This is a genomic window from Nostoc sp. (genome assembly GCF_036917775.1).
Lineage (GTDB): Bacteria > Cyanobacteriota > Cyanobacteriia > Cyanobacteriales > Nostocaceae > Nostoc.
The window spans coordinates 44,515-66,435 of sequence record NZ_JBALEQ010000076.1 but is presented as its reverse complement, the minus strand read 5'-3'; the positions used below and the strand labels follow the sequence as shown (position 1 = coordinate 66,435).

The 21,921-nt window shown below is 38.2% G+C and carries 9 protein-coding genes; 4 read left to right on the top strand and 5 right to left on the bottom strand.

Annotated features, from left to right (window positions below; all coding sequences use genetic code 11):
• Positions 1 to 304: 304 nt before the first annotated feature.
• A complete protein-coding gene (locus V7K69_RS14210) occupies positions 305 to 1,174 on the top strand; it encodes a hypothetical protein (RefSeq protein WP_335035332.1) in 870 nt (289 codons plus the stop codon).
• 67 nt (positions 1,175 to 1,241) lie between these two features.
• On the top strand, positions 1,242 to 2,234 hold the full coding sequence (locus V7K69_RS14205; RefSeq protein WP_335035330.1) for a pentapeptide repeat-containing protein: 993 nt from the start codon (positions 1,242 to 1,244) through the stop codon (positions 2,232 to 2,234).
• 104 nt (positions 2,235 to 2,338) lie between these two features.
• On the opposite strand, the gene V7K69_RS14200 is transcribed toward V7K69_RS14205, so the two are convergent.
• Positions 2,339 to 2,704 (bottom strand): hypothetical protein, encoded by a 366-nt coding sequence (locus V7K69_RS14200; protein WP_335035328.1) that lies wholly within the window; start codon positions 2,702 to 2,704, stop codon positions 2,339 to 2,341.
• 269 nt (positions 2,705 to 2,973) lie between these two features.
• Positions 2,974 to 3,744: a peroxiredoxin-like family protein gene (locus tag V7K69_RS14195; protein WP_335035326.1), complete on the bottom strand. Its 771-nt coding sequence runs from the start codon at positions 3,742 to 3,744 to the stop codon at positions 2,974 to 2,976.
• Between the two features lie 1,041 nt (positions 3,745 to 4,785).
• Here V7K69_RS14195 and V7K69_RS14190 point away from each other — a divergent pair.
• Positions 4,786 to 7,851, top strand: a complete 3,066-nt coding sequence (locus V7K69_RS14190; protein ID WP_335035324.1) for a calcium-binding protein — start codon at positions 4,786 to 4,788, stop codon at positions 7,849 to 7,851.
• A 454-nt stretch (positions 7,852 to 8,305) separates the two neighbouring features.
• On the opposite strand, the gene V7K69_RS14185 is transcribed toward V7K69_RS14190, so the two are convergent.
• Complete coding sequence (locus V7K69_RS14185; RefSeq protein ID WP_335035322.1) at positions 8,306 to 13,768, bottom strand: trifunctional serine/threonine-protein kinase/ATP-binding protein/sensor histidine kinase; 5,463 nt, start codon at positions 13,766 to 13,768, stop codon at positions 8,306 to 8,308.
• Positions 13,769 to 14,202: 434 nt separating this feature from the next.
• On the opposite strand from V7K69_RS14185, the gene V7K69_RS14180 reads away from it, so the two are divergent.
• Positions 14,203 to 14,961 (top strand): SDR family NAD(P)-dependent oxidoreductase, encoded by a 759-nt coding sequence (locus tag V7K69_RS14180; protein ID WP_335035320.1) that lies wholly within the window; start codon positions 14,203 to 14,205, stop codon positions 14,959 to 14,961.
• Positions 14,962 to 15,145: 184 nt separating this feature from the next.
• Here V7K69_RS14180 and V7K69_RS14175 read toward each other — a convergent pair whose 3' ends face one another.
• Both V7K69_RS14175 and V7K69_RS14170 read right to left on the bottom strand, forming a co-directional pair.
• Positions 15,146 to 16,189 carry an aldo/keto reductase gene (locus V7K69_RS14175; protein ID WP_335035318.1) on the bottom strand — a complete coding sequence of 348 codons (1,044 nt, stop codon included), beginning with the start codon at positions 16,187 to 16,189 and terminating at the stop codon, positions 15,146 to 15,148.
• 201 nt (positions 16,190 to 16,390) lie between these two features.
• Positions 16,391 to 21,727 carry a trifunctional serine/threonine-protein kinase/ATP-binding protein/sensor histidine kinase gene (locus tag V7K69_RS14170; protein WP_335035316.1) on the bottom strand — a complete coding sequence of 1,779 codons (5,337 nt, stop codon included), beginning with the start codon at positions 21,725 to 21,727 and terminating at the stop codon, positions 16,391 to 16,393.
• Positions 21,728 to 21,921: the final 194 nt, after the last annotated feature.

Sequence of the window (21,921 nt, the reverse complement as noted above, 5' to 3'; positions counted from 1 at the left end):
GCAAAGTGCTTCGACATGACTACACAAGCTAGATAAAAAGGGTATAACATAAGACCAGCCCTTTCAACGTGAGTAGAAATTATCGAAAGTAAATTCCTCTCAAAATCTCTTTTCTATATCTTCTCTATTTTAGAAAATCTGATGCCTGCTCTCAGGCTTTCTGCTGTGCCTCTGCGGTTAAATAAATAACTTATAAGCCACTTTCGACACAGACAATGTTCCAAGAAAAAGATTTTACGAGTTACGTTGAAAAGGTTAGCTTTATTATTTGTTCCTATTTAATACTTGTGCTGGAGATTTGCCGATGAAAACTATATCTAGTATCGATGCAGTAACTAAACATTTAGAACAGCATGAAAACTCGAAACGGATTAAAAAATTAATATACTCGGCTTGTAACAATATTTGGGAGAATGATGAAGAAACGTTAGATAGGTTTAAATTACAAGAATTAATTCAAGAATTATTTAGATTGAATCCTACTACTAACAACTTAAATTATAGTTTATCTGAAGTTGTAAAAACTCTTAACAAACAAGCTGAATACGCCATAATCGCTAATGTTATTTTTCATCAAATGCAGAAGCTATATATAGCGCCTGAAGAACCAACAGGAATATTTTTAAATCAACCTCATCCAGAAGAATCAACAGGAATATTATTAAATCAACCTCGAAAAGAGGAAGCAATATCATTAAATTCTATAAATCAATCTCCCAACAGTCAAATCAAATATCAATATAATCAGTTTGATTTACGGCAAAATATTATGAAGTATACTAACCCACTTAGAGCTAAAATAGTTCTATTTTCTGCACTTGACAAGAAATTTACTTTCAATGAAGAAGACTGGTTGAAATTGAAAACTCAAAAACTTGATGATTTATTGCTGAGATTATTTAATATCTGTCCAACTCTTAGAGAGCTTGAATCTAAATTAAATCGTGCTGTTATATCTCTAGGGAAGCCTGATGAAAATACTCAAGCAGCTAGTGCAATTATCCAATCTATGCGAACTTTATATGGCGATATATCACCCAGCGCCAATGGATATAACCCGTTCAACAACGATCCATCTCCAGAAACAAAAACACCAGTTAACCCTTATCACAAAACTGGACTCAATGATGATGGTAATACCTGTCAATTTCTAGCACCTCCTCCCAAAGAATAATGGTAAATTTTGATTATTGTTAATCCGAGGAAAATTTAAATATTTGTGGTAATTGATAGGAAAAAATATGGATGCCAATGAACTTATAAAGCGCTATGAGAATGGAGAAACAAAATTTATTGAGGCCAACTTAAATGGAATAAATTTGTTTGGTGCAGACTTGATTGGCATAGCTTTGAATAAAGCAGATTTGGGTAATGCTATCCTAATTTTTAGCTATCTAAGTCGGGGAATTCTGAATCACGCAAACCTAGTTTGTACAAAGCTAAGTGGTGCGAACCTAAACCAGGCAAGTTTAATCAGCGCCAACTTGCATGATGCTAATTTACATGGTGCAACTTTGCAGGGTGCTGATTTGCGTAATGCAAATTTAACTTTGGCATATATGCTAGATACTAACTTGATGAATGCCGATTTACGTGGTGCAGATTTAAGTGGTGCAAATTTAACTGGAGCGTGTCTGCGGGGGGCTAACCTGCGAGAAGAAAAAAGAATGTACTCTGCTAGTCTACGGGGTGCTAATCTTCACAAGGCTGACCTACGGGGCGCTGATTTAACTGGTGTAGACTTATCTAAAGTTGATTTGAGTGGTGCTAACTTGAGTGAGGCAACGCTACGTTATGCCGATTTGAGTGATGCTAACTTGAGTGAAGCGATTTTGCATAACGCATCTCTGGCAGATACTAACATCGGTGGTGCTAATTTGAAAGGTGCTAACCTGATGAACGCTAGATTGGAACGTTCAAATCTCATTGATGCCGAACTTACAGGTGTTAATTTGTATGGTGCAATTATGGCAGATGCTAAACTGACTAGATGTCAGATGAGTGGAGTAAACCTGAGTTTTGCAAGGCTAAATAGAGTTGATTTAAGTCGGGCTAACCTGCGTCAGGCTAATCTCACGGAAACAGACTTGGTTGATGCCTATCTTGCCAGGACAGACTTAACTGGTGCTAATTTAAGTAAGGCAAATTTGATCAGAGCAGAAATGAGTACTACAAATCTGACGGGTGCAAATTTGCGTGGGGCAGTCATGCCTGATGGAACAATTAATGACTAAAAATATACATGAGTAATATCCACTATTTTGTCTCGAATAAGTCTGCCTAAGTTAGGATTTACACATAAAGATTCTCTGGCAAAATTGGCTGTAAAGTTTACTATTTAACGCTGCCAATCATATATTAATCGTCCATGACGATCGCGCACAAGTTCCCATTCTCCATGACGATATGGTTGTCCGTGATAATTTACAGACCGATAGCGCCGTCTATAATAATGTCGTCGATTTCTCTGGCGTTGATAATAATATTTTCCAGTCCGTTGCCGTCTATGATAATTTCGTCGAGTCCTTCGGTGAGCTAACAAAAGCTCTTCACTTTGCTCTCCAACTAATTTTGTCTGTGCGTCAAGAGCCTGTTCATTGAGAACATTATTGAGAGTATTATCCTTGGCTTCAGCCAAACCAGGTGGATAAATAAAAGCTAATAGCAAGAACACAATTGAGGATAGCTTTTTGAAACGGTTCACGTCTTTGCTTTTCCTAAACTATTGGTAATGATTTTATTTAATACTGAAATTGAGTAACTATATAGTTCATACTTCACAAACTTGAAGAGAGCAAAAGTAATGAAAGTACTTGTATTAAATATGAAGATAGTTAACTACATCAGACAACCAGATGATGTACATCTGTTATGAGGCAAATAGACACAAAAACGTTCAATTTTATAACTTTATTATGTTAGATATTATTCAAATAGCAATTATGAATAATCAATTGGGGTAAAGCTATCTGTTTAGATAAGGGATAAAAATGATAGGGGCTGACTCATATTAGCTGCAAAGCCCAAAATTCCCGGATCTCGATGTTCGTAAAGTAACTGACCTTGGTTATTAAACAGAAAAGTTCCACCACGCTGAGTTAAGTAGGCAGAATTAGGTACATAAGTATGCCAATTGCTTAGAACTTCCACCATATTGCGTAGCCGTAGAGTAGCTAATTCAAAGGGACGTTGAAACCCAATTCCACCAGCTAATTTGAAAAATGAGCCTTTAAAGGCAGGTAGAGGAGTACCTTGAATAATTTCATCATCTTCAATGAGTTGAGGGGCTTGACGATCGCCTTTATATCCTCGAAACACTTCTCTTAGGGTTCCAGGACTTCCAAACCCTGCACACATGAACAGTAGATTTAGCCAAGCTTTCTGAGTAGGGGAAATTCTAGGGAGAGGGAGATTCAGACCTGAATAAAGTTTGAGTTGGTGATGTAGTTCTGCATTAGGTTCAACAAATAAATTTTCGGCTGGAAATCCTGTATATTCACAGAATTTTATTCCAGAGGCGCGATCGCCAATTCCGACTGCACGAATAGCGAGTTTTTCAGGAGGCAATTTTTTAGCTTCGCGCTGCAACCACCACGCATATTCAAGACTATCAAAATCCCCAAGTTGTGGCCAGACTAAAATAAGGATATGTGAGGCAGTTTCGCAATTTTCTAGTAGAGGTCGGGTTATGCCATCACTAACACGCTGAAGTTTTGTCTGATTAAGGATAGCGTAGGGATTCATTACAAAATATTAGCTGCTATTTTAGCTATTCAATTTTAGTCGATTTTAACTCAATACAGTTCAGATAAGACCAAAACACTTGTAGAGACGGCGATTTATCGCGTCTCAAAAACCCAAAATTTTTGCCATTTCATTATCCTACGGAAGCAGTTGTGCGATCGCGTCTTCCTAGTGAAAGATAAGAACTGTGTATTTGAGAGTCATTCATAGAACATTTATCTACCTCTCAAGCTTAGAGTTTATTTCTTTAATGGCTTTTAACTGAGGAAACTGAATATAGCAGGATAGCAGGTTAAAAGTAACTGATTCACCCTGCATTTATGCAACACCCTTGGCTGATACCCAAGTAGGTTGGTTATCTGAAGAGCGATCGCACTGCCTCGACAATAGAAGAAGCGTCAATGTTTGCTGCAAAACGCACAAAGCAACAATTAACTCCTTGTATGAAAGCGATCGCAGGCAGTTGCCACCGAATTTTACTGCGATAAAAAGTTGCCTTTCCTAAACGCGATAATTTTGAGATTTAGTTGAGATTTAGCCCGTTTGGGTTCGTCAAAGGAGAAAACTACCATTAGGTAAATTGGAAATCATATTTTTTATACAGACCTACAAAATAGTTAAACTTCCTTCTCAATATAGAAGACTTAAATGTCTAGACCTCTCTAAGGATAAATAGAATAAAAGTAAAGTTAGGGAGTAAAATATCTGAGCCAATTAAAACTGACTTGACTATTTTCTCTTCTAGTAGGACTTAAATACTGGCAAAAACCAAATATGGAGGGTAGTTGTAGGCATTCAATTGTAATGAAGACACACCTTCAGAATTTTGTACAGTGCTTAAGACTTAGATAGTAAGAGAATACTTAAATAAGTCATAGTTAAAGCCATCTAATCGAGTAAATTTCTCGAAAATTTACTGCTTTTCAAGGTTGAGGTATGAAATATGCAGATTTCGTTGAATTTTTGTGCTTGAAAACAAGGAAAACTGCAACTTAACAACTGAAAGTTACTGGAAAAATCAATTTAGGTAGGTAGAAAATTATGGCGAATATCATTGGAACCAACGCTAACGATACTCTACTAGGCAGTTACGAAGCGGACACGATTAATGGAGAAGCAGGTAACGATACTATCACAGGTAACGAAGGTGATGACACCCTAACTGGTGGTGGTGGCAAAGATCAGTTTGTTTACAACTACAACACCGGAATTGATATCATCACGGATTTTAGCGGTATAGGTAAAGGCGTAAATCCCTCAGCAGGAGTCATCGCCGAAGTGGATACCCTACAATTCCAAGGTGCTGCCTTGACTGCCCGAAATATGCTGCTGACGCAGAATGGGAAGAATCTGGAAATCACATTTGAAAATGTGCTTGATGCCAAAGTCATCCTGGAAAACTTTGCTCTGGAAAACCTGGATAACCTGAGCAAATCTACTGGAGCCAGTGTAGACTTGGGCAATATAAAGTTTGATGGGCAAACTAGCATCACCGACAGCTTTGATGTTTTCAATGCCAACTCCACTCAAAGTACTATCTTCAACAAGAACACTGTCACCTTCCTTAACGACCTCTCCAATAATGTTAGTGGCTTTGACAACTCAGATGATGTGATCAATGGTCAAGGTGGAAATGACCGCATTGACGGCTTGAGTGGCGACGACATACTGAGGGGTAGTGCAGGGAATGATACTCTTATTGGTGGTGCAGGGAATGATACTCTAATTGGTTATCAAGGCAATAATGCACTCATTGGTGACATTGGTGAAGACTATTTGAATGTTGATACTTCAACAGGCGATAACACTCTCAATGGTGGCATTGGTGACGATACTTTAAATGCTAGGGGAACAACAGGCAATAATTCCCTTTCTGGGGGCGATGGCAATGATTATCTTTCCACCTCTTCTTTTCCTATTTACAGCGGATACAGCTATATTGCCTCTTCAAGCAATAACACCCTTGACGGTGGTGCTGGTAACGATACATTGAATGCTGAGTCTCCATCCGGCGATAACTTACTCTCTGGAGGCGATGGCAATGATTATCTCTCGACCTCTGGTACTAAAAGTGATAATGGGCAGCTTAATTTTACCTCAGAGGGTAATAACACCCTCGATGGTGGTGCTGGTGACGATCGCTTGTATGCTGATATTTCAACAGGTAATAACTTACTGTCTGGAGGCGATGGCAATGATACTCTCTCTACCTCTGGCACTTACACAAGAAACTCTTTTATCGTACCATCCTCTGGTGATAACACGCTCAACGGCGGCGCTGGTGACGATTACTTGTATGCTGACATTTCAACGGGCAGTAACTTTTTCTCTGGGGGCGATGGCAATGATTCCTTCTTTCTAAGCCCCATATCCTCATACGCTCCTGTATATGCTTCCCTCTCTGACTCTTCTTTTGTGACTCAAACGGTAGAAGGAGGTAAGGGTGACGATTTGTTATCCTTTTTCTTATCTTCCTACTATTACGGCGATAACAATTCTACTGGGGGGATCGTAACGACATTCAATCCGATTACAAACGAAGGAACAATTACTGGTGGTACGTATAAAGTTAATTACAAGAATATCGAAAAATTAAATCTCTCAGGTACAGATGCAGATGACAATATTGTGGGGAGCAGTGGAAAAGATACGCTCTCCACGGGCTATGGTGGCATAGATACCATAGATGGGGGTGAGGGTAACGATGTGTTGTTCGTCAATTACAGTAATGCTACAGGTGGTATCACAACAACATTCAATGCCACTACCAACAAAGGGACAATTACAGCTGGTACATATCGGGTTAGTTACAAAAACATCGAACAATTAAATATCTCAGGTACAGCCGACGATGACAACATTGTCGGCAACGATGGTAACGATACCCTCTCCACGGGCTATAGTGGCATAGATACCATAGATGGGGGTAAGGGTGACGATGTGTTGTTCGTCAATTACAACAATCCTGCTGGGGGTATCACAACAACATTTAATGCCACTACAAACCAAGGAACAATTACGGCGGGCACATATCGGGTTAGTTACAAGAATATCGAACAATTAAATATCTTAGGTACAGCTGACGATGACAACATTATCGGCAACGATGGGAACGATACACTCTCCGGTGGCTATGATGGCAATGATACGATTATTGGCGGTAGAGGTAATGATATCCTGACAGGTGGGAATGGTAATGATATCCTAACTGGTGGTGCCGGCAATGATAAATTTGTTTACGACTTTTTCGAGAGCAACTATAATATCGGCACTGATATAATCACGGATTTCGGTGGCATTGGTAAAGGCTCAAATCCTTCAGCATCGGTGATTAACCAACTGGATACATTGCAATTTATCGGCAGTGGTTTAACTGCTCAAAATCTGCAATTAACTCAAAGTGGTAATAACCTAGAAATCACCTTTGAAAATGTTGCTAATAGCAAAGTCATTCTCCAAAATTTCAAATTAGAAAACCTGGATAATCTCCCAGCAACTTCTTCACGACTAGCTATTGGCAATATCCTGTTTGATGGACAAACCAACATCGCTGACAGTTTTGATGTGTTTGATGGTAATTCTACTCAAACTAGCCTGTTCAACAGGAACACTGTTACCTTCCTCAATGACCTCGATAACAACATTACAGGTTTTGACAACTCCGATGATGTCATAAATGGTCAAGGGGGTGACGATATCATCGATGGTAAAAGTGGTAATGACATAATCAGAGGTGGTGCAGGAAACGATCTTCTTATTGGCGGTGCGGGAAATGATAGCCTAATTGGAGGGGATGGGACTGATACCTTTGGTTTCAATAATTACAATGAAGGTGTTGATACTATTTATGACTTCAACGCCGCTAATGAACTGATTCAGGTATCATCTGCTGGTTTTGGTGGCGGCTTATCACCAGGTTCACTTCAGGAAACTCAGTTTACTATTGGAACATCTGCAACTACAAGCAGTCAACGATTCATCTACGACGATTCTACAGGTGCATTGTTCTTTGATGAAGATGGCAGTGCGTCTGGGTTTACTCAGGTACAATTTGCAAAATTATCTACTGGATTGTCACTAACCGAAAACAATTTTGTGGTTGTTTAATCGAAATTAACGCTCTGCTATCACCAAGGGGTAGGGGTTTGCGAGGTGCTAAAAATAGCACTTCGTATTTTGTTGCTCAGTGTAATTTATAACGCAATACGCTTGGGTTAAGTGGGTTTTTGAGACGCGATAAATCGCCGTCTCTACAAGTGTTTTGGTCTTATCTAAACTGTATTGATTTATAACCAATTATGAAACAAACATCATCTCAACTTCAGTTGTATAGTTTTTAGCAATGTAAGAATTCCATAGCTCAACTTGTCGCTTGTCAAGCTGTTTAAACAGCAGCTTATCCAAAAAAAGGAGTTAAAATTCAAAAATGCGTCTGTGAATGAAGAATTTGTGGCTGCTCATATTTCTGCTGTAATGATTAGACACTTCTTGCTTCTAGTACAACACGGCGGAAATAAACCACGCATTCTAAATCAATGAAATGCTTACGCTGTATTCATTTTTAATTTTTAATTCCGCCTTGCGGTACTAGCTTTGCCTGAAGGGGGATAGAAACAATAAATTCAGCCCCTTGTCCTAAAACGGATACACATTCCAACTTTCCTCGATGCTTTTTAGTCACAATCTGGTAACTAATAGATAGCCCTAAACCAGTGCCTTTACCAACAGCTTTGGTAGTGAAAAAGGGTGTGAAGAGTTGCGATCGCACATTTTCACTGATACCAGAACCGTTATCAGCAATGCGAATGACGGCGAAATCGCCTTCAACAGTAGTACGAATTGTGATGATACTTGGCTGATGTGCGATATCGGCATAAGTCCGATGTTCGTTAAATTCCTCTAAAGAGTCGATCGCATTGGCGAGCAGATTCATAAATACCTGATTCAGTTGTCCAGGGTAGCACTCTAGAGGCGGCAGGTTGCCATACTCCTGTATTACCTGAATTCCGGGAGAGTCTGGTTGCGGTTTGAGCCGATTTTGCAAAATCATTAGGGTACTATCAATGCCCTCATGGATATTAACGGCTTTAACATCAGCTTCGTCTAGGCGGGAAAAGTTTCGTAAAGATAATACAATTTGCCGAATGCGATCGGCTCCCACTTGCATGGAAACTAACAGTTTCGGTAAGTCTTCCATCAAAAAATCTAAGTCAATTGCATCTATTTCATTTTGAACTTTAGGTGGTAAATTCTGGTTTTGCTGCTGATAAAGTTGTACTACACTCATCAAGTCTTTGACATAATTATTTACGTAAGTCAGGTTGCCGTAGATAAAGCTGACTGGGTTATTAATTTCGTGAGCAACACCTGCCACCAACTGCCCCAAGCTAGACATTTTTTCGCTTTGCACCATCTGAGACTGGGTAAGCTTCAATTCATTGAGCGTGTGTTCTAGCTGCTTTGCTTTCTCACGCGCTTGTGTTTCCGAAATCTCTAATTCTTGGGAATATATATGCAAATTTGTGTAGAGCCGAGCATTTTCTATAGATATGGAAACTTGCGAAGTTAATAAGTTCAGTACTTCTAATCGATCTGCGGTAAAGACTCCGGTAGTGAGGTTATTTTCCAGGTAAAGAACTCCAGTTAGCTTACCCTGATGAGAGAAAGGCAAACACAAAATTGATTTGGGTTGATTGGCAACAATATAGTTGTCACCCACAAAACGCTCTGTGTGGCTAGCATCGTCTAAAACCAAATTTTCTTTTGTTCTTTCAACATAGTTAATCAGCAAAACTGGTAGCTTATGCTTTACTTGAAATAGACTCGACGATCGCACTGTTACTTGATTTCGATCAATGCTTCCTTCGGCTTCGATCACCCACTGGTTATCCCGTTTTACAAGTAGATAACCCATTTGGGCACCAGCATTCTCGATCGCGATCGTCATCATTTTCTCAAGCAGCCGATTTAGTTCCATCTCGCTTGAGAGTGCTTGAGACGCTTTAATTGCTGTGCTTAAATCTAAAGTTTGGGTTTTAGCTTCAGAAATATCCCGAATCTGCTTCGTAGCCGTACCCCGCTCGTTTACCTCCCCGGCTGGATCTCTAAAAAGTTGGGAGTATTGTTCATCCAGTTGCCGGACTTTACCTGTAGCTTCCCACTTGAGATAGCGATAGCGGGCTTCTTTAAAATAAACTTTGGCAAAGTTTTTTCTATCCTTGACCCAGTAAAATCGAAATGCGAGTTCGTTTGCTAAGGCTTCATTTTGTAAATAACCGTTTTCGGCAGCAGAAGCGATCGCTAGATCGTACAGCTCCATTGCCTGATAATCTTGTTTAGAAATCCGAGCAATTTCAGCTTTAATCAGCAGAAACTTGTGTTGATAATTGGTTGGGCAGTGCATTGCCCATTGCTGGAATTTTTCTAAGTTGGCATTTAATTTATGCAGATAAATGACTTGAGTTGCGGTATCTGCTTTTGCATAAGCCTCTGCTAAGGCAATACTTTGGTGAAAATAAAAAACAGGATTAATAAAAATTCCTCGCGCTCCCGCAACAAATTTTTCGGCATTCTCTGCATACTTAACAGCTTTGGTATACTCTCCATACCAGTTACAGAGTGCCAGTTTATAGATGTAAACTACAAATGCACTCAACATATCCGAAGATGCTAACGCAAACTCTAGCACTTGCCGTTCATCTGCCCAAGTGCCAACAAGTTCGTCAATCTTGTCTGCTGGCTTAGTCAAGTTAGCGATCGCTTCCATCGCCAACAGATGGTAGTTCAACATATTTTTGTCAATCTTGCGGAGGCTAGGAATAAAATCTTTGGCTACTTCTGCGGTTTTTTCTAAAGATTCATTTCCAAATAAGCATTGCCATAAAAAATTAACTGAACAATAACCAGACCATTGATAAGAACCTGTTTCTAAACCACTATTAAATCCTTTTAATAAATAAGGCTTACCCTGGCTAATATGGTCTTTGTAATGACAGATTAAACCTCCCCACATATTCAAAATATTCGCTTCCAATTCCTTCGTTCTTAAAATCTCATGTAAACGCAGAGATAATTCACCAAATTCATAACCTGAATCTACCTCACCATATTCAAATACTAAGTTGAAAGAATACAGCATATAACCAAATACAGAAATTCGGGAGTTGCCATACTGAACTGAAAGTTGAGTTATGTTCATTGATGTGATATGCAACGCTTTAGATCCTAAAAAGTAGGCAATGGGCCAAACTTCTTTTAAGATGCGTTGAGCTATTAGCTTCTCCTCATCTTGCATTTGCGGTAATTCTGCGAGACTGAAAGTTGTGCGATCGCCAATAACTTTTTTTGTTTGATTAAGTTTTTCTAATAGATATACATCATCGGGATAGGCTGCAAACTCAAAGCCTAAAAGTTCCAAGGTGTTTAACCCAATTTTATATGCCGAGTTTAAATCGTTCTCCATGCGATAACACATAATCAGATATTCATTTACTCGACACATATCAAGAGTAGTTTGAACTTTGTTGAAAGTCTGCCCGAAAATCAGCAAAGCTTTCTCGTAGTTACCATTTAAAAATTCTGCTTCTCCAACTTGTAAATACAAAGTTAATGTCAGTAAATATTTATCTTCCCAGCTATTCTCAGGTAGATAATTCATCCCTATTTCCAGCAATTTGAGTGCAGTTACAAACGCTGAAGATGATTTTGCTCGCTGCCCTGCTTTCAGATTTAATTCTGCCAGCTCATATCTTTCTGCTATTTCTACAATCAATGAACTGCCAGCATTTAGGTGGTTGACGATCTCAAAAAGATGCTCTTCTAACTGGGCTTTGTCAGTATTGTGTAATAATAATTTACCTACCTTTAAATGTACTTGTTTTTGCTGGTCGGTTGGAATTAAAGAATAGGCAGCTTGTTGAACGCGATCGTGCAAAAACTTATAATCAACTTGTATCGCCGTATCACAGTAGGTTGCCAATTCTGACTGATTCAACAACTGAGGAATTTTGTAAGTATCACTTAAAGGTAGAATTAATCCCGCCCTCAAAGCTGACCATAAATCAATTGCTGTTGCTGATGGAGATTTTTCGTTGACGACAGCTAGCATTTCTAAATTAAAGCGGTTTCCAACACAAGCAGCTAATTGTAAAACTTGCTGCGTTGGTTCTGACAATCTTTGAATTTTATTCACCATTAAATCGACTACATTATCGGTAATGGCTTGTTCCTGAATTTTGTTGAGATCCCACTGCCATAAACCCGAATGATAATCAAATGTCAAGAGATTATCTTGATGTAATACTTTTAGTAACTGAGTTAAGAAAAAGGGATTACCTTGGGTTTTTTGAAACAGCAAATCAGCTAGAGGTTCTGCCTGAGATGATTCGCAGTTGAACGTGTCATTAAGGAGTTGAGTAATATGAGGTGTTGCTAATGGCTTCAAAAGCACCTCTTCAACGGTTGCCCCAGATGCTCGAATTGCCTCTAACATTAGCATCAGTGGATGGGTGGGACTAACTTCGTTATCTCGGTAAGCCCCAATTAGCAATAGGTACCGACTTTCTGGGTCAGTCATCAAATTTTCCACCAGCTTCACAGAGGCAGCATCTGCCCATTGGAGGTCATCTAAAAACAGTACTAAGGGATGAACAGCAGCAGTAAAGGCATGGATAAATTGCTTAAATACCCGATTAAAACGGTTTTGAGACTCAGCAACCCCCAATTGCGGTACAGGCGGTTGCTGCCCAATAATCAGTTCTACTTCCGGGATGACATCAATAATAACTTGACCATTAGCTCCTAATGCTTGTAGTAATTTATTTTTCCAAACCTCAACTCTGGCTTGGCTTTCAGCTAATAGTTGTCGCATCAATTCTCGAAATGCTTGAATCAAAGGAGCATAAGGAATATCTCGCTTGAGTTGGTCAAATTTGCCACCGATGAAGTAACCTCGTTGCCGCACAATCGGTTTGTGAACTTCGTTAACTAGTGAGGATTTGCCGATACCTGAGTATCCTCCTACCAACACAACTTCGCTCGAACCAAGACTAACTTTTTCAAAGGCAGCCATTAAAACCGCCACTTCTATTTCCCGACCATAAAGTTTTTGAGCTATTTGGAATTGATGTGAAAAATCCTGCTGGCCTAGGCTGAAAAGGTTAATGTTGCCTTTTGTTTGTAGTTGTATTGCTGCTTGTTCTAGGTCGGCCTTTAACCCATAAGCACTCTGGTAACGGTCTTCAGCAGTTTTGCTTAGAAGTTTCATAGCGATCGCAGAGATTCCCAATGGTACATTAGGATTAATCTCGTGAGGAGCTACAGGAATTTTCGCAATGTGACAATGCACCAACTCCATTGAGTCTTGAGCATTGTAGAAGGGAAGCTGACCAGTCAGCATTTCGTAGAAACTGACACCTAATGAGTAAAAATCTGTCCGATAATCTAAGGTTCGGTTGATACGTCCGGTTTGCTCTGGCGACATATAAGCCAGTGTTCCTTCTAGAAGGTTGAGGCTAGTCATTTCTGGACTTTCTTTGGATAACAGCGAAGCGATGCTGAAATCAATCAGTTTTATTTTTTCGGTATTAGGGTTATAAAGAATGTTTTCGGGCTTAATATCCTTATGGATAATGTGGTGGGTATGTAACTCTCCCAATGTTTCAGTAATTTGATTGGCAATATTAAGAAATTTTGTAAGTTCAATCCCTGTAGTAGATATTTGATGTTTTAAGGTTTCTCCACCAAAGTCTTCTAGAACCAGTGCTAGTCCATTATTGTAGCCGTTATCATAACTGATTAATTCATGGGCTTTAATTACACCTGCAATATTCAGATTTTGGATGATTTCATATTCGTGCTTGAGTTGGGCAATCTCTTTGATACTGGGATACTCTGCTTTGAGAAGTTTGATAACAACTAAGTGCCTGTTAGCCTTGGAGTATGCTCGATAAATTACTGTGGTAGCAGCTTCATAAATTAAACTTGTAATAGTATAGTTAGGGATGTGAGCAATTAATTTAAACATCAATACTTGTCTTAATTTTGTTTTCTAATAGATTTTGGTAGTTACTATGATAGTTCCCAGAACTCCAGTCAAGTTAACTCTGCAAATACTAATTAAATAAAGATTAATTTTGCTAATCTTTAGCACCACGCAATGACTATAAACTTTCTCTAACAGTGTGTACTGTTCGTTTATTCACGTAATAATCTAAGTCTAGTTATGCTAAATAACTGGCAAATTTACCTAGTTGCATCAATCTAAGAACCACAAATATAGATTTATACTGAAGTGAACGATCATTAGCAAATACGCATTGCGATTTTTCAAATTTGGGTAAAACACATTAGGCTTGGTTATTATTGCTGATTTGTTGATAGCGTTGTCAAAATCTTGACAAAATTACCCAGTTGTCAAATAACTGAGGTGACAGGTTCAACAACGAAAAAGCAAAAATCATGAATAGCAATATTAAGAAACTTACGGGTAAAGTTGCCCTCATTACAGGTGGCTCACGGGGTATTGGTGCTGCGATCGCTAAACGTCTGGCTGAAGACGGTGCAGATATTGCCATTAGTTACGCCACCTCATCGGAAAAGGCCGCGATCGTTGTCCGGGAACTCGAAGAAAAAGGCGTTAGGGCCGCCGCCTTCAAGACCGACCAAGCCGATCCTCTCCAGGTGGGGAATTTGGTTAAGATGGTCGCCGAACGCTTTGGTCGTCTCGATATTCTCGTGAACAACGCTGGTGTACTTGTCCTTGGTGTAGTTGGCGATCCTGCAAGCGATATTGCCTCTTTTGAACGGCAGTTTGCGATCAATGTGGGTGGCGTAGTGGCTGCCGTCCGCGCGGCTGCACCACTCATGACTGAAGGTGGACGAATCATCTCCATTGGCTCCTGTGTTGGAACCCATTCGCTTTGGGCAGGAATCTCCGATTATTCAGCAACTAAATCTGCGATCGCTGGCTACACGCGCGGATGGGCACGTGACCTGGGATCGAGGGCGATCACAGTTAACGTTGTACAGCCAGGCCCAATTGAAACTGATATGAACCCATCTGATAGTGATTTTGCGGTAATCCAAAAAGCAGCCACAGCCCTCAACCGTTACGGCAAGCCAGAGGAAGTTGCAGCTGCGGTCGCTTTTCTCGCCAGTCCTGACGCGGCTTTCATCACCGGTGCAACACTTGATGTTGATGGCGGCATGAATGCTTAGATGTTTTAACAGAATGGCACTAAGAAAAGCTGAAACCTTGTCAGGGCAAGGTGTGGGAGGACGGGGAAGAAGTCTTACCCCCCACACTCCCCACACTCCCCACACTCAAAATCTTGTTATATCAGGGCTTTGCGATTAACAAGCGTGCCATTCGTCTTAAACCCAAGACCCATTTGCTTAAAACTTATCCTAACCACTCAGGATTTTTGGCTGTACTATCAAATTGGCTAGTAGTTTTAAACAGTTCATACTGACCTTTAAGAGCAGCTTGGCGAGTCCGATTCAGTAATGCTTTAACTTGTTCCTGGCTCATGGGTGTAAAAGTACGTACTGCCTCGAAAGCCTGGTTTAAGATGGGCATACTTTCAATGCCTGTAATCACCGTTGAAGTTGGTAGATTCATCGCGTAATGCAGACATTCGATAGGTTTGACCACATTGCTTTTGAGGATGTTTTGGTCGCCCATTGATTTCATCCCCAGTACAGCAATTCCGTCCTGAACCAGTCTGGGTAAAACTTGCCTCTCAAAACTGCGGAAATGGGCATCCATAACATTTAAAGGCATCTGCACTGCATCAAAACGGAACTTGTTTTGATTGGCAACTTCCAACATTCTCAGGTGTACTAAAGGGTCTTTGTGTCCAGTAAAGCCTATGTAGCGAATCTTGCCGGCTTTTTGTGCTTCCACAACTGCTTCCATCGCACCACCAGGGGCAAAAATCCGGTCTGGGTCTTCCATACGAATAACTTCATGATGCTGCAATAAATCAATGTGGTCTGTTTGCAAACGTTTTAAAGATTCATCAATTTGTTTCGTAGCGGCTGCCTTTGTGCGACCGTCAATTTTAGTCATCAGAAAAGCTTTTTGACGATAACCATTTTGCAGAGCTTTACCCATACGAATTTCGCTACCTCCGTTATGGTAATCCCAGCTATTGTCCATAAAATTAATCCCGCGATCGAGGGCAGTACGGATCAGATTAATACCCTCTTGCTCATCTTTTGGTCTACCAATATGATGACCACCTAGACCAATTACAGATACTTGTTCTCCGGTGCGTCCTAGTTGCCTGTAGAGCATTTCACCTTTTTTGATCTGGAGTGGGGTAGGCTTAGGCTGATTTTGCGCTAAAACCTGTTTAGTGAAACCTTGTAAAGCAAATACCCCAGCTCCACCTAAACCAGAAGCAGAAACTAGCTTCAGTAAATCTCGTCTGTTAATATCCACAAATTAATCCTTTTGCCACAGTATGAGAACTTGCCCTGATAGCTAGCTTTGCATGGGAGCAAAATTCGCTGCTTCTAGCTGTTGAAGGAGAAAAGCAGTCAGATAGAGATAGATTTTTGATATGGATGACTTGGTATTCGCCGATTACGGTTAGAGTTTCTGCTGTGATGTCGGCAAAATCTGAGATAAGCTCATGCTAAATCACCGCTTTTGCCGACAGGGAATTTGAATAATAAACTCTGCACCCTGTCCAGGTGCTGAAATGCACTCTATTGTCCCGTGATGTTTGTCTACTACAATTTGATAAGTGATTGATAATCCTAAACCAGTGCCTTGTCCGACAGGTTTAGTAGTGAAAAAAGGATCAAATATTTTTTGTCTGACACTATCACTCATACCAACCCCATTATCCCTAATGAAAATAGCGACTAAATCAGGATTGACTAGTTGGGTACGAATAGCGATCGCACTACAATCATTCTTAATTTCCTCTGCTGTTGTTTCCTGATTTGATCTTTCTAAAGCATCAATCGCATTATTCAGAATATTCATAAATACCTGATTGAGTTGCCCAGCATAACATTCAACGTTTGGCAACTCACTATAATTTTTGATAATCTCAATTGCAGGCTTACCTGGTTTGGCTTGCAGACGGCTTTGCAAAATTAGTAACGTACTCTCAATTCCCTGATGAATGTTAACAGGTTTCATATCAGCCTCATCCAACCGAGAAAAATTACGCAATGTCAGCACAATTTCTCGAATGCGTTGCGTACCAATTTTCATCGAAGATAAAGTTTTAGGTATATCTTCTTTAATAAAATCAACATCAATATTCTCTAAAAACTCTTCAATCTCTGGTGCTACATTAGGGTAGACATTTTGATAAATATTAATTAAACTAAGTAAATCTTGTGTATAATTATTAATATGATCTAAATTGCCATGAATAAAGCTTACAGGGTTATTAATTTCATGAGCAATACCAGCAATCATTTGGCCCAAACTGGACATTTTTTCTGTTTGAATAAGTTGAGCCTGAGCTAATTTTAATTCATGCAGCGTTTGATTTAATCGCCCATTCTTTTCATTTAGCTCCCTAGTTCTTTCCTCAACTTTTTCCTCTAAATTGGCGTAGAGTCGGGCATTTTCTAAGGAAATAGCTGCTTGTGAAAATAGTATTTTTAAGACTTGTATTCTATCAGACGTAAATGCTCCCACTGTTAAATTATTTTCTAAGTAAAGTAATCCAATTAGCTTGCCTTGATTCACAATACAAGTACACATCAGAGATTTTATACGATGCTCAATAATGTATGGGTCTATCGTAAAACTTCCTTCACTACTGGCATCAGATAAAACCACATCTTTTTTTGTTCTTGTGACATAATTAATTACAGATATAGGCAAGTTCTGACTATTCTTGACTGGTATTGATTGACAAACAGTTAAATCATCTTGGTCTACATCTGCTTGAGCCTCAATAAATAATTTTCCTCCTTTCTCTAGAAGCAAAATACCAGTTTGAGCGCCAGCATTCTCAATTACAATTGTCATTAATTTTTCTAGCAAACTTTCCAACAAAATTACTTCTGATAAAGCTTGCGATGCTTTAATAACTGTAATAAAATCTAGCCCGCTTGACTTTTCATTAGCAGTAGAAGTAGTAATAGTATTACTTGTAAAGCCTACTTGAGAGTGAGTGGAAACCTTAGCAATTAATTCTGGGTATTTTGATTCCAGATCCTTAAATTTAGCACTTGCTCCCCAACGGCGATAACCATAATGTGCCTTTGTCATGTATAGGGAGGCAAATTCATTTCTTCCTAGACTGAGATAAAATTCTGCTGCACATTCATAAGCTAGTGCCTCTTCATGAATATATCCAAAATTATGAGCGCCTTGAATCGCGCGATCGTAGTATTCCATTGCTACTAAGACTTGGCCTAAAAATCGTGCTTTTTCTGCCTCTACTAAATCGTATTTGTGCTGATTATTTACAGGTGCATGATCTGCCCATTGTTTTAATTGTTTTTGATTTTGTTCTACTATTTCTATATCAGCTTTTGTATCTGTTTGAGAAGTAGTCTTTAAAAAGAAGGCTAATACTGCCAGAGAATAATAAAATTTATATTCACATAGATAAACAGTCCCACCAACGGCAACTTCATACTGTTGTGCTAATTGAGCATTTTTAACAGATTGGCTATAATCTTTAAAGAAATAACTCAAAATGCTTTTGGCAAGATAACTATAAAAGATAGCTGTAATATTTCCTGCCATTCTCTGCATTACAGATTCATTAAAGCTATCACCTTCTAAGTAAGAATTATTATCAGTTCCTTGAACTAATTCGATTACCATCTGTTTTAATATCAGCAAACAAATGGTAAAATGCTCTTGTTTGATTTTGTGTGCTAAATTAATATATTGTTCTAGTCTTTGTTCAACAAGTTCTAAGTTTTCTCCAACCCAAAAAGGATGCCAACAAACTAATAATCCATTGTAACCTACATACTCAATATCACCTGTATCTAAACCACTTTGAACACCATCTTGTAAAGGCTCTATAGTTGATTTAATATGTTCTTTCCAATGTCTAACAAAAATATTAAATAGTGCATAAACTTTAGATTTAATTTCTCTAGCGTTGAATTTATCTAAAATCTGCAAAGATAATTTACCAAATTTATAACCTGATTCAATCTGCTTAAGAGGCCCACATAAAATTAGCCCATAAAAACCATAGGCATAAGCTGCAAAAGATGAATTGCCATACTGCACACATAAATCAACCATCGTAAAAGCAATCAATGGTAAAAGTGCAGGATCAGCTAAATAAGCCGGAGGCATAGCTGTCATTAGTATCCTCATAGCAGCTAGCTTATGAGCATCAGTCATTTCTGGTAGATTGACTAATTCTTCAACTTTTAACTCTGCTGGTGGAATTTGAGATAAAGAGACTCCCAGCATCTCTAGCACCTGTAAATCTAAATCTAATGCTTCTCGCATTTGATTTTGAGCAACATAAAACTGAATTTTCTTCTCATATGCCTTAACAGCATCAAGAATAGTTTTACTATTGCTTGTAACACTGATAAATAATGCTTCTGCTTGCTCAAAATTTGTATTTAAATATTCTGCCTCTACGGTTTCTACATGGAGGTTAAGAGTTAGTTCATAATAGTTTTGCCAACAATCGACCGTAAGTAAACTTAGACCTTGCCTCAGAAACTTTACAGCAGATTCGTAAGCAGCAGAATCCTTAGCTTTTCTTCCAGCAATAAGATTTAACTTAGCTATTTTATATCTTTCTTCTAGAGAGGTAATCAGCTCGATACCGATATTTAATTGGTTAACAATATCGAAGATTCTTTCTTCTAGTAAACTTTCGTCTATATTCTTTAATAGCAATCTACCAATATTTAAATGAATCTCCTTTTTCTGCTCATCGGGTATCAAAGCATAAGCCGCTTGTTGCACGCGATCATGAAGAAATTTATAATCAATTACAAAAATATCAACATAATCTAATAAATGTGGTAATTTATAATTATCGCTTAAAGGTAGAATTAAACCAGCTTGTAATGCTTCCCAAATCTCCAAAGCTGTGTCATTATGAGATTTTTCGTTAACACAAGAAAGTATATTTAAATTAAATCGATTGCCAATACAGGCAGCTATTTTTAAAATATTTTGTGTAGTGTCTTTGAGCTTTTGAATTTTACCTATCATTAATTCAACAACATTATCAGTAATTCCTAGCATCTGAATGTGCTGAATGTCCCATTGCCATTGACCAGTAATAAAATCAAACAAAAGTAAATTTTCTTGATGAATAAACTTGAGTAATTGATTGATAAAAAATGGATTGCCAGCAGTTTTATTGAAAATTAATTTTGCCAATTCTTTGGAGTCCTCTAAACTAGATTTTAGAGTATCGCTAACTAATTGACAAACATGAATAATTTTTAGATTTTGACAGTAAATAATCTGGACAGAGCTACTATTTTTTTCAATTTCCTGCAAAAATAACATTAAAGAATGACTAGCATCAACTTCATTATCTCGATAAGCTCCTATGAGCAATAAATATTCAATTTCAGCATCTGTAGTTAATAACTGAATTAATTTTAATGAAGCTAAATCTGCCCATTGTAAATCATCTAAAAATACAACTAATGGATGTTCTTTTTGAGCAAACACATTGATAAACTTTTGAAAAACCAAGTTAAAGCGATTCTGTGCTTCTGCTGAACCTAGTTGTGGAACTTCTGGTTGTTTACCAATAATCAGTTCTAGCTCAGGAATGACATCAATAATAATTTGAGCATTCGGAACTAAAGCTTCTAAAAGTTTTTCTTTCCAAGAGGCTAATTGTGCTTCACTCTCTGTCAGTAATTGCTGCATTAACTCTTGAAATGCTTGAATTAAGGAAGCATAAGGAATATTGCGCTGAAATTGCTCAAACTTACCAGCAATAAAATAGCCTCTGTTTTTGATAACAGGTTTATGAATTTCGTTAACTAATGCTGATTTACCAATACCTGAGTAACCTGCAACCAATATTAATTCTTTATTTCCTTGATTAACTTTTTCAAAAGCATTCATTAAGATATCTATTTCTGCTTCTCGTCCATACAACTTTTCGGGAATTTGCAGTTGGCTAGAATGATCCTGCTGGCCAATAGCAAAGTTGCTTATAGAGTTAGTTTCCTCTAATTGATCGAGACAGGTTTCTAAATCCGCCTTAATCCCAAAAGCACTTTGATATCTTCCCTCAGCAGTTTTGCTGAGTAATTTCATAATAATTGCAGAAATTACTTGAGGGATTTGTGGATTTAATTGTTCTGCTGCTATGGGTTGTCTAGCAATATGACAATGAACTAACTCCATTGGATCGGTTGCTGAGAATGGTAATTGACCTGTGAGCATTTCATAAAAAGTTACACCCAAGGAATAAAAGTCTGTACGGTAATCAACTGACCGATTCATTCTTCCCGTTTGCTCTGGAGACATATAGGCTAGAGTTCCTTCAAGCAAATCAGGATTACTGAGTTTGGGTTTCTCTTGAAAAAGCAATGATGAGATAGAAAAATCAATGATTTTAACTTGACAGGTTGCTAAATTAACAATAATATTTTGTGGTTTAATATCTTTATGGATAATATAACTTTGGTGTAATTCACCTAAAGCTTGAGTAATTTGAATGCCTATGTTAAGAAAATTTCGTAATTCAATTTTTTCTGCCTGGATAGTTTTGTAGAGAGAAATCCCATCAAAATTTTCTAAAATAATAGCAAAACCATTGTTGTATTTTTCTAAACTATGAGCTTGAATAACTCCTGAAATATCTAATTTTTTGATTAGCTCATATTCATGTTTGAAGGCTGCTATATCTCTTAGCTCCGGATATTCTGTTTTTAAAAGTTTAATAACTACTATTTGACCATCTTGATTTCTCCTGGCGCGATAAACAGCAGTTTTTATCCCCTCATCAATTAATTCTATAATCTGGTAATTCGATAATGTAATCATTGGTTATACTAATATTTTAATAAGATTTCAAAGTTTCAACTAAATATCCTATTATTCAGAGAATAATAAATACATTTTTAAAGTCGGTTGTACAACAAACTTTAAAAATGTATCGGCTTACAAAATAGTCTAGGTTTTAGCAACCTCAATCATGCTAAATTCTGGTAACAATGCTCCTGATTAATTTGAATATA